The 11682-nt window shown below is 54.3% G+C and carries 8 protein-coding genes; all 8 read right to left on the bottom strand.

Annotation, left to right across the window (positions count from 1 at the left end):
• Positions 1-39: 39 nt before the first annotated feature.
• Positions 40-483 (bottom strand): GatB/YqeY domain-containing protein, encoded by a 444-nt coding sequence (locus tag H8B09_RS04250; protein ID WP_191202204.1) that lies wholly within the window; start codon positions 481-483, stop codon positions 40-42.
• Between the two features lie 15 nt (positions 484-498).
• Positions 499-672 (bottom strand): 30S ribosomal protein S21, encoded by a 174-nt coding sequence (gene rpsU, locus H8B09_RS04245; RefSeq protein WP_005547957.1) that lies wholly within the window; start codon positions 670-672, stop codon positions 499-501.
• Positions 673-755: 83 nt separating this feature from the next.
• The gene (locus H8B09_RS04240) at positions 756-1112 is read right to left on the bottom strand and encodes a histidine triad nucleotide-binding protein (protein ID WP_191202203.1); all 357 of its coding nucleotides are present in this window, start codon (positions 1110-1112) and stop codon (positions 756-758) included.
• A 182-nt stretch (positions 1113-1294) separates the two neighbouring features.
• Positions 1295-1789 (bottom strand): hypothetical protein, encoded by a 495-nt coding sequence (locus H8B09_RS30335; protein WP_224753241.1) that lies wholly within the window; start codon positions 1787-1789, stop codon positions 1295-1297.
• A 90-nt stretch (positions 1790-1879) separates the two neighbouring features.
• The gene (locus H8B09_RS04230) at positions 1880-2491 is read right to left on the bottom strand and encodes a hypothetical protein (RefSeq protein ID WP_191202202.1); all 612 of its coding nucleotides are present in this window, start codon (positions 2489-2491) and stop codon (positions 1880-1882) included.
• A 56-nt stretch (positions 2492-2547) separates the two neighbouring features.
• Complete coding sequence (gene addA / locus H8B09_RS04225) at positions 2548-6474, bottom strand: helicase-exonuclease AddAB subunit AddA (RefSeq protein ID WP_191202201.1); 3927 nt, start codon at positions 6472-6474, stop codon at positions 2548-2550.
• On the bottom strand, positions 6455-10078 hold the full coding sequence (addB, locus tag H8B09_RS04220) for a helicase-exonuclease AddAB subunit AddB (RefSeq protein WP_191202200.1): 3624 nt from the start codon (positions 10076-10078) through the stop codon (positions 6455-6457). The genes addA and addB overlap by 20 nt, the downstream gene beginning before the upstream one ends.
• Positions 10079-11003: 925 nt before the next feature.
• Positions 11004-11495 carry an NUDIX domain-containing protein gene (locus H8B09_RS04215; protein ID WP_191202199.1) on the bottom strand — a complete coding sequence of 164 codons (492 nt, stop codon included), beginning with the start codon at positions 11493-11495 and terminating at the stop codon, positions 11004-11006.
• Between the last annotated feature and the right edge of the window lie 187 nt (positions 11496-11682).

Below are 11682 nucleotides of genomic sequence, written 5' to 3'. Positions count from 1 at the left end.
CACCCCCTCTTACGAGGGAGTGTTTAGGTCCGTATGAATTTATTGCAAGGATTGTTGCACAATCGTGTTTACCAGTTTACCATCAGCGCGCCCTTTAACCTTAGGCATAAGAGCGGTCATGATTTTTCCCATCTCGGCTTTCGAAGAAGCACCGGTTTCCTGGATGGTCTGCAGTACAATTGACTTGATTTCTTCTTCTGTCAGCTGCTCGGGAAGGTATACACCAATAATATCGATCTCTGCGGCAACATCTTTGGCAAGGTCATCGCGGCCGGCTTTATTAAATTCTTGGAGGGAATCTTTACGTTGTTTGATTTCACGACTCAGTATATCAAGCACTTCGCTATCCTCCAAGGAACGACGCAAATCAATTTCCGCGTTCTTGATGGACGCACGAATCATGCGAATCGTAGTAAGTCTAAACTTGTCCTGATTTTTCATCGCTTGCTTCATATCGTCGTTCAATCTTTCGCTAAGGTTCATTGGGACATGATCCTCCTAAAACTTTCTTTTCCGCGCAGCCTCGGACTTCTTCTTGCGTTTCACGCTTGGCTTCTCGTAATGCTTGCGCTTCTTAACCTCAGCAAGAACGCCGTCCTTTGCGATGGAGCGCTTGAAGCGGCGGAGTGCAGCATCGATAGTCTCGTTTTTGCGAACTTTCGTTTCAGACACCAGTTTTCCCTCCCTCCGAAACAGACCGTCCAGAGCATTTCACCGTAATCAAATTTCATTATAGAGGATAAGGAAAGGCAGTGTCAACTTTCTAGGCGCGAAACAATTGTACCCAATTTTCGTCCGCCCAGTATATGGATATGCAAGTGACTCACTTCCATGCCGCTATCCTCATTGCAATTGTTGACTAGGCGATAACCCGATTCTGCGATGCCAAGCTCCCGCGCGATCTGACGAGCGGCCTGGAACAGCTCGGCAACGACTGCGTCGTCCTTACCTGTCTCCACCTCATTCATCGTATCGATATGCTTCTTCGGAACGATGATGACGTGCACAGGCGCTTGCGGCGTAATGTCATGAAAGGCTAGAACATTGTCACTTTCATATGCTTTGCGGGACGGAAGCTCACCATTTACAATTTTGCAAAAAATACAACTCATCTTCTACACCCTCTCCTGCCCTCGCGGCTATAACTACGTTTGAATAACCTCTGTATGTACAATAAATCCATCATATCGAATTCGGGACCGCTCGTCCAATCGCATGCAAACGTTCGGCGCCAGATGCACTGGTCCTTGCCTGGAAGGATGCATCCAAGGCGCCATGCCGTCCGATGTTGTACTCAATAGAATGGCAGCAGCGACAGCCCGACCAGCGCGGCCAGCGGCAACGTCTGCCGGATAAAGCGGCGGCGCGGATAATACGGGTATGGATAAAATGGTGCGCCGATCGGTCCGCCAAACGGTCCGCCGAATGGCGAAAACCCGCGCGCATCCACGTATACAACGCCGCATGGCACCGCCAAGCATACAAATTGATCATCGATATGCTCGACGATTCCGTCAACGCACCAGCCGTTATATGTCCGTGCCAGTACATAACGATTCATACGCTGCTTGCACCAATGCTTCATCTCGGTTTTGTCGCCTGCCGCCGGTGCCGTTACCTGCGGTACTGGCGCTGTCAGCTGTTTAATGCCAGTCGGCTGTTTCACCACGGCTCCAGGCTTTGCAGCAGCACTCGGCTTCGCAGCCGTCTCCTGTTTCGCTGACGTTTCTTGCTTCGCAGCTTCCGTTTTGGCAGTCGCCTGCTTTTGACCCAATTTACCAAGCTCCATGTCAGTTCACCCTCCTGTCTCCTACAATGTATGCAGCAATAGGCATTTGGCTACTGAATGGCGTTTGGTGCGCCCTTTTTCGCTTTGTACTTATCCGTTTGAGGATGTACCTGTCTGCGCCTCGACAACCGCTTGCTCAAGGGCCAGGCCAGTATCGACCCAGTTGCCGCCTGTCAGCACCGACATTTCGACCAACTTGTCTCCGCTCTCGAGCTTGAACGATGCTAATTGTTTCTTCAGCTTGGAGTAAAGCGCCTGCATCGACTGAATCGACTGTTTGTCTTCTGCCGTCAGTTCACCAGTAATCGTGCCGATAGCAGCAAATTGGCTGTTCAACGCTTGCAGCGCCTTCTCGCTCTGTTCATCCTTAATCGGTGGCGATAAGGTATGGCGGCGAGCATCGTCAATGAAGAACGCTAGATCCACCTGGCTAGCAGACGCTTGACCGAGGTCATACAGCTTCGCAGCGCGGTCGGCAGACGTTGATGACGCCAGGCCATTCAATGCGTCCAGAGCGGCATCAACGTGCGCCTTCGCGGCTAATCCATGGTTGATGATGGACTGACCGTCTCTCTGCTTCGTGTCTTGTCCGTTCTGCAGATCCTGGGAGTAAAAAAATACGTTGCCGATCAGGCTGAACGTCAGCAAGACGAGCAGGATCGGCACTGTGTATGAACGTTTCTTCGGCGTTTCCTTTTCCACTGATAAACCCTCCGTCAAATTCCATGTTCGATTCGTCGTATTCGTATCGCTTATCGTTATCGCAACCGAACCGTAACGCCTCCGCTCAGGAAGTGCACATAGCTCTCCTGGATAGGCATGCCTAGCGACAATTCCAGCGCTTCTGCATAAAGCTCCAACTGGAAGCGATGCTTCTCGGCTGCTTGCTCCCATTGCTGCAAATAAACCTGATCCGTCTTGTAGTCCAGCAGTACGATGCCATCTTGGTCACGGAACAAGCAGTCTACGACACCCTGAATAAGAATCGGCTCCTCTTCAGAGCCTTCCGCTTGAGCGCCATAGACGCGAGCCGCCGGGAACGTGCAGCTGAATGGCACTTCCCGCTTTACCCAGTCCGCCATCAAGATGCGCTGGCCGAGCGTGCCTGTGAATAGCTCTACAACAGGTTCTAACGAAATAACCTCAGCCTGCTTCACTGTCATAATCTGCCGTGCAATCAGATCATCGACCAATGTTTGCAGCACTTGCAGCGTGACAGGCTTGTCCAATGGGACATGCTGCATCAGCAGATGGCTTGCGGTTCCGCGTTCTGCTGCCGTAAGAGCATTCTCCTCCATGAAGCGAGGTCTGCGCAGGCGGAATGTATAAGCTGCGCTTGGTTTATCATCTGTTGATTGAAGTTGGGTCAGCAGCGCAGCTTCTTCCTCACGCTCGGCATGCAGACGTTTCATCTCCGTTACAGAGGTTTTGGCCGGTACGGCTGCTGCAGATGAATAACGGTATGACCACGACAACAGCCGGTCCACTTCTTCGGCTGCATCAGAAGATTCCATAATCGCAAGCTCGCTAATCGCCTGCATCCGTTCGCGCTTGTCCCGTTCCTGTTCTTCATCAGCCTCGATAACGATGGCTGATTCCTCTGCGAACAGCGACGCTGGCATAACCGCGAACCGCCAGCCCTCCAGCGGCAGACGATCGGCTGGTGTACGGCCGTCAAGTGAAGCGATATCGGCCGCCGCTTGATCAGCTGCAATAACAGCGTGCGCCTCGTCCGGCATGCCCGCCGGCGTGGCTACTGATGTGGAGATCATGTTACTTCCAGCGGCAAGCGGCCCTATCCAGTCGATATAAGAACGCGCAGCTGCCAGACGATCATCGGACAACCGGTTTTCACTATCTACAGCCCCGGCCCATTCCTCCAGCTTCGCTACAGCATCTTTCAATGTGCCGACCAGAATCATTTTCTCCTTCGGCCGCGTGAGCGCAACGTACAGAATACGCATTTCCTCCGCAAGCATTTCCATTCGCAGCTTGCGTCCGATAGCAAGGCAAGGGAGCGTCGGATAACTGACGCGCAGCTCGGCATCAACGAACTTCGGCCCGTAGCCAAGTTCCTTGTGGAGCAGGAATGGTGCGTTTAAGTCCTGCATGTTGAACATTTTGCCGAGTCCAGCCACGAACACAACCGGAAACTCGAGACCTTTACTCTTATGAATCGACATGATGCGGACGACATCTTCTTGCTCACCCAGCGCGCGCGCCGTACCCAAGTCCCCGCCCGTATCGCGCATCCGCTCGATAAATCGGAGGAAACGGAACAGTCCTCGGAACGAGGTCGATTCGTATTGGCGCGCCCGGTCGAGCAAGGCTCGCAGATTCGCCTGGCGCTGCAGGCCGCCTGGCAGGCCGCCGACGAAGTCATAGTAGCCGGTCTCGCGGTACAAGGCGGCCAACATCTCCGTCACGGAGCCTTGCCGTGCCGTTTCCCGCCATTGTTCTAGTCGGCTTAGGAAGCGGTCCAGCTTAAGTCGAATATCCTCGCGAACGGACGCTTGCGCAGAGGCACGGCGCACCGCATCGTAGAAACTGCCTCTCCCTGCATCGATTCGAACCTTCGCAAGATCTTCAGCGGTTAAGCCGAAGATTGGCGATCGCAGAACGCCTGCGAGCGGAATGTCCTGATACGGGTTGTCGATGACGCGCAGCAGCGACATCATCACTTCCACTTCCGTCGCGTCAAAATACCCCGTTCCAAGCTCCGCATACGCCGGTATTCCGAACGTCTGCAGCTCTTCGATCAGAATCGGGGCCCAGCTGGCAGTTGCGCGCAGCAGGATGACGATATCGCGCATCTGGAGCGGCCGATATCGCTTCTGCTTGCCATCCCATACCGGATGGCCTTCCGACATCAGATCGATAATGCGGCGGGCAATTACGCGCGCTTCCAGCTGCGCCGTCTGCAGATCAGCTGCATCCGCTTGCGGCGTTCCTTCTTCGGACTCGGCGGAATCGGCATCGAAATCCTCCGATACCTCGGGCTCGCTCTGCGTCGCTGCCCCGTTCCGATCGACTAACACGAGCTCGGCTGCGCAGCGCCCTGGAATATCTGGAGGCGGGTACGATGCGCCGCATACCAGCTCCGCCCGCTCATCGTACTCCAGTTCTCCGACGCTCTCGCGCATGACTGCGCGGAAGATGCCGTTGACGCCGTCGACGACCTCGCTGCGGCTTCGGAAGTTGCGGGCTAGATCGATGCGTACCCCCTGCTCTTCATGATCCGCAGCGTCGCTTGCACTTGGGACATGCAGCTTATCTACGAGATCGGCAGGCGTATAGGTTTTATATTTGTGCAGGAAGAGATTCGGCTCTGCAAGTCGGAAGCGATAGATGCTCTGTTTCACGTCGCCAACCATGAAACGATTGTCTGCACGGGCGATGAGCGATACGATCGCTTCCTGCACCGTATTCGTATCCTGATATTCATCAAGCAAAATCTCGACAAAACGTTCTTGGTATTCCCGCGCTGCCACGGAAGGGATTTCCTTCTCCGGCGTTGACTTTGCATCGCGCAGAATCGATAAACAGCCGTGCTCCAAATCGCTGAAGTCGAGCAGCCCTTTATCCCGTTTCAGCGCCTCGTACCGTTGACCGAAGTCGATAACAAGCTCAGACAACGTCTCCATCATCGGCGTGAGCTCCGCAAGTTCTTCCAGATACTGCTCCGGTGTACGGCGGAACCAGCGGTCAACTACACCCGACAGCAAGTCTTTTACTTTATCCCGAAGATCTTTGACGCGCTGCTGCAGCACCTTGTCATATTCATCGCCGCGCATACTCTTCAGCTTGCCGAAGGATATAGCCGCAAACGTTTCTGCCCACGCCTCCCAAGGCTCAACCGATGTTAAGCCGAGTAAGTTCGACACCATATTCAAATCGTCAGACAGCGTCTCGGCATAAGGAGCCGGACCAGCAGGCCGTTTCGTCAGCTCAAGCGCCTGCTCCAGCAGACCAACCGCTCCGATTAAGGAAAGATGAACATCGGCCTTCGCGGCTTCAACCCATTCTGAACTGCCTAACGACGAAGCCTCCGCTGCACGAAATCTAGCCGCTGTCTCGCGCAGCCAATGATCCGGCCAAGGATTGCTTCTCGAGAAATCATACAGCTTCTGTACGAGGCGATACAGCGGCTCGTCACCACGCTCTCCGCCATATCGGTCGGCCAGCATCATGAATACGCCGCTGTCAGCGTCCTCGCCGGTATATTTGTGCTCGAACAGCGCGTCGAGCGCATCGATGCGCAGCAGCTCGCTCTCCGTCTCGCCTGCCATCCGAAACCCCGGATCAAGACCAATCAACGGGTAGTAGCTGCGGATGACATCCAGACAGAACGAGTGCAGCGTCGTGATGGATGAACGATTGATAAGCGCAAGCTGTCGGCGCAGGTGCTCCGACTCTGGATTGCGTTCTAGCGCCCCTTCAAGTGCGATGCGGACGCGTTCCTTCATCTCGGAGGCCGCTGCCTTCGTGAATGTTGCAACGAGCAGACGGTCGACGTCGGTATCGTTCGAGATTTTGCGAATAATCCGCTCGACCAATACAGCTGTCTTGCCGGAGCCGGCAGCCGCTGCAACTAGAATATTGCTTCCTTCTGCCGATACTGCACGCCACTGATCATCCGTCCATGCGGCGCCTTCCGGCTTCGGACTAAACGTTACGCCGATCATTCCCGTTCCCCCTCGTCATGAATGCCTCGGCCGCTGCCGCTGTTTCGCGAACATGCACGTTCGGCTCGCCGTCCCCTGCTCCCTGAGACCGAAGCACGGACCATACATCGTCCCGACCCAGCTTCGGCAGCTTCGCGTATTCATTCCCCTCATACAGCGGATCGAATTGGCACACGGGCTTGTACGAACAGAACGTACATGGCGATTTGCCGCCCATCCGGTATGGCGATATCGAGACCGCGCCGCAGCCGATCGCTCCGCCGATACGACCGATCGCTTGCCGCACCGAGACGCGAAGCGACTCCCAGCCTTCCTCGGCTAATACCGAGGATGTGCTGTAGAAGGAGCCGTCTTTCTTAATCGCAAGCGGCAGCACCTCGGAATGTCCGGAATCGAGCTCGCCATCCATAAGGCGGACTACACGTTCGTCGGCAACTAGCAGCCCTTTAGGCTTAAACTTCTTCAGCCGCTGCTTGCGTGCTTCCTCGCGATCCATGCCGCCCGATGAGCTAAGCAGCGGATTATGCACATGGAAATAGAGCACACCAGCTGGCTTTACTTCTTGACCGAGCCATTCCGCTCCATGCGTCAACAGCACGTCGAGGTAAGCGAGCATCTGAAGCGACAAGCCAAATGCGACTTCTTCCATCCGTAAGCTGGTCGAGCTGGACTTATAGTCCATAACGCGCAGCAGCAGACCTTCATCCGTCTCTGCCGCATCGACGCGGTCGATTCGCCCGACCAGCTCTACTTCGCCGCCTTCCGGCGTTGGAATGATTAGCGGAGGCAAATGGCCTTCCGGTCCAAAATCAACTTCAAGACCAACCGGATGAAACTCTGCGCGGCGCGCATGATCGGCAAGCATCATAGCAGCCTGCGTAATGATCGCCTTCAGCTTAACGAGCATATAGCGATGTCGTCCGCTGCTTAGCAGTATTTCCGATTGCAGCCGCGGCGCAATCGCCTCCACCGTTTCTGCGACGACATCAACCGCTTGCTGCTCCGTAACCGCACCCCAGCGTTTGCCGAAGCGATCAGCAATCCGACTAAGCGCAGCATGGAACAACTGCCCAATATCCGGCGCCTCCAACCGATAGATTGGACGCTCCTCCAGACGCAGCCCATATACGGCAAAATGCTGAAACGGACAAGACACAAACCGTTCCATACGAGAAACGCTTGCTCGTAGACGCTCTCCATAAAGCTGACGCGCCGTCTCGGGATCCAGCGGTTGAACATCATTCGTATAGCCAAGCGCAGCAATCCGCTGACGCAGCGGCTCCTGCCAGTCCGGACGGATCGCTAACCAGTTGAAAATATCCCACCAGATCGCATCCAATTCAGCGCCTTGCTGCCATGCACGCAGCTGTGCATTCAAGTAAGGCAGCACGGCTGCAGGGCGAACAATGAACGATAGCTGCTCGTCCCTGCTCATCTCCGTTGTTGGTTCGCTGCTGAGCGTCCTTTCTTGAAGCAGCGGGAACATCACGCGCAGATGCCGAATCAGTTCGGAAGGATGAAGGCTCTTGCCTTCTTCATCCGCCATCGCATAGCTTATCCACAGATGGCGGCTTGGCGCAGCAATCGCGTTGTAGATCATGAAGCGTTCGTCAAGCAGACGACGCCGAACACTTGGCGCTAACGGCAGCCCTTTGTCCGCTAGCGTGTCGCGTTCCTGCTCGGTCAGGATGCCGTCCTCCTGCATCCGCATCGGCAGCACGCCGTCGTTCGCTCCCAGCACATAGCATATTTTCACCTCGCCCGAACGTGTCCGATCCACGCTGCCGATCAGCACTTGATCAAGCGATGGAGGAACAGAGGCGAGCTTCAGACTGTCGAGGCCGGTCTCGACCATACCTGCGAATAGCTCTGGCGTCAGCTGCTCGTCCCCTGTCATCTCGACGAGCTGGTCGAGCAGCGACATGACGCCATCCCACAGCTGGCGATGGGAACGCGACTGCCTTACGCGGCCCGCTTCAGCGTCCGCACGGCTCCAGCGCTCGAGTCTGTCGGCAGCGTCCGCGCGTTCGAGCAGCCGGTACAATGCCATGCACATGGACCGGACATCCTTCGCGCTGCGGAGCGCGTCGCCGAAACGCTGGAGCGGCGCGACAATCGCTTCGCGCGCCTCCAGCACGACTTGGAAGCGAGCAAGCTCACTCTTGCTCGCTTCCGCCGCCTCTTCGTTGTCGAGCGATTCGCGGACGAGCGGTCTCCAGCTTTTCTTATCGCACCAGCGCCAGCCGTCGATGCCGGCGGCGAGGGCGTAATTTTCGAGAAGGTCAAATGACTCACGGGTTAATCTCGACTCACTGCTATCCGGAAACAACAGCTCTGTCTTCATGCAGCGGCATACCGCGTCATAGCTCCAGCCATGCAGCACCGTCTCCATCGCCGAACGAATAAACTCGACAAGCGGATGATGCGAAGCAGTACGCTTCTGGTCAAGGAAATAAGGAATGCCATGATCATGCATCAGCTCGGTGAGATAGTCCGTATAATCGGTTGCGTTGCGCACCATGATCGCCATATCGCGCCAGCGCATGCCCTCTTCGCGCGCACGGCGGACCATATCGCGTACGGCGGCTTCCGCTTCTGTCCGCCTATTAGGCGCTGCATGAAGCGATACTTCACCCGCAGGCTGTTCAGGGTCGAACATCGCTTCCGTACTGATGGACGATGGCATTGGTCTGCGGGCAGCGTAACTTCGCTCCGCATGCGCAAGCGCTGCTCGTCCTTCGAAACGCGGCAGCGCAGCGCTGCTCAATGTGATCGTGTCGAGGATCTGCACACCGTTTAATTCCGCAATCTCACGCAGCTTAATAAACGTCTCGGCCGTTGGATGGAACAGTTCGAGCTCATGCGGCTGTTCTCCCGCCTCATAGGGACGGTCAAGCGTTAGTGCGATTGTTACGTTAGATGATGCGCCAATAATCGCAGCAAGCGCTTCGTACTCCTTCGGCGTGAAGCCATGGAAGCCGTCGATCCATATCTCAGCGCCTGCTACAGCAGAACTAAGCGCGAACCCTCGTGCGAGGTACGTCAAATAATCTTCAGCATCTGCATATAAATGTGCGGTTTCCAGCTCAAGCGATTGGTAGAGCAGCTTCAAATCATGCATTTTGTTCGCTAGTAACGGTGAAGCTGCTGCATCTGCAGCGGGGTGAGTATTCGTCACATCTGCCAGCTGTCCGTCGTCTACTCCATACCGCTTCCATTCCGTCAGCAGCTCGCCGAGACGCTCAATGAAGCCAGGCTGCGAGCCTGCTCCTTGAAACAGCTTCAAGTCCGGCGACAAACGATGCATCAGCTTGTAGAGCAGCATGTTTTTGCCGTTCTCATCAATCGGCACAAGCGCTGTTCCGCCCGTTTCTTGCATAACGCGAAACGCAAGACGGCGGAAGCTCAGCGCCTGGGCACGGATCGTGCCTGGACGCGTGCTCTCGCGCAGCATCTCGTATTCGGTCTGGAAGGTTGCCTGTTCCGGCACCAGCATAATAAGCGGCGGACCATCGGGCTCCGTCCGCAACTTGGCGCGAATTTCGTCAATGCAGTACCGGGTTTTCCCCGCCCCGGAGCGGCCTAACACAAATCGCAGCGCCATCTCGATCCACCTTTTCCCGATCATTTTCACGCTCTTGGCGACGCATGAAGTGACTTCTATTCTAGCATATTGCGACATAGATTTCACAGGGAAGTCGAACGTACATTCTGGGAAAAGACGAGCGATTGGGCAGTATCATCAATGATGGTTTTAATACTTAGATGATTACAATAATTTTTGCGCCGGAATCCGCTGCGAGTCAGGGTCATGCTTACGATCGCTGTTGTCCTCGGATTGTTCTGATTATATAAATTCAGAATTTGTAACAATCCGAGTGACAAAGGCGAACGCTTAAAGCTTTTCGGAGAAAAGCTACTTCGGAAGCATATGCTTGCTTCTACAGCATGACCCTGACCCCTCCGCTTTGCGGACGCAAATCAATGCGTTTAAAAGATAATTGCGACGTGCATGATCCGCCAGTTGGAGCCGGGGGATCGAGATTATTAAATAAACTTAACGGCGGTGCTTTTAGATATTAGCACCGCCGTTTCTTGGGCGATGATTAAGCCGCTGCTCGGCTGGTGAGTGAGTCGATATAGGCAATCCTTAACGGCCGACATCGGGCTTATTTGGCCCCTATAGGACCTTTTTCCACTGTAAAGGTTGTAGCTGGGCTTATTGGCTCGGATTTGTGTGGAAATGCGGCTCTCGGAAACTATTAGCCACTGTGGGAACCGTTACGTTTGAGAAGTGGCGATTTTCGGCGTTATAAGCACTGTGACAACCGTAATACCAATGAGCGTGTATAAACGTATAGTTTCGTATGGGGAGAGGCTGTTGTGGCTAGGCTCTATTGAGTTTAATATGGTTCCCTGTGGTGTGCGGCTGTTGTGGTGGAAAGTTTGATTTATTGTGCGGTGGTGAATGCGTCGAGAATGAGAACAGACGGTGCTAGGGGATGATAACACCGTCGTTTAAGAGCATATTACTCTGATAGGGAGTAGACGTTGTACTTGAGATAATGATTATTGGTTTGGATGTCGGCGGTTGAGCGAGTTAGTCCGGAGGATGCGTTTGCATGTTGGTAGGAGCGGACGATTTCTTGGGTTAAGCCTACAATTTGAGGATCTGCTAATACGTCGGCGATGGGGACGTATTTCACTTCTGAGATTTCTGCGCCGTCTGCGGCGAGATCTCCTGAGATGGCTTCCATCTCGAAGATGAAATAAATGCCATGCTCAGAACCGTTAGGCTGTTCTTTCAAGCCGGTTCTGACGCCGATGAGACGTTTCGGGACTGCGTGGATCCCTGTTTCCTCCTTCACTTCTCTGACAGCCGCTTCTTCGAAGGATTCCCCTTCTTCAACAAATCCGCCTGGCAGCATCCGCAATCCCTTATTCGCACCATACGTAACTTTTACGAGCAGCACTTTGTTATCCCTAACAATCAAACCTCCAGCCGAAACTGCGATTCTCATGCTTTCCCCTCCATCTGAACATGATTTGCTGTGATCTTATCACACCTAGTTATATAAAAATTATATCGAATTCCTATCTCGTAATAGAAAAAGACTATAAACGATACTCAGTCAGATGAAAAATATATTCTGTGCAATATTTACAACAGTTGAAAGGCTTGAGCGGCTCCAGTACAATGAAGCTTAG

This window comes from Paenibacillus terricola, assembly GCF_014779765.1.
GTDB classification, from domain to species: Bacteria; Bacillota; Bacilli; order Paenibacillales; family Paenibacillaceae; genus Paenibacillus_T; species Paenibacillus_T terricola.
Note: the sequence above shows the minus strand (reverse complement) of the source record. Positions and strands in the feature narration are given on the sequence as shown.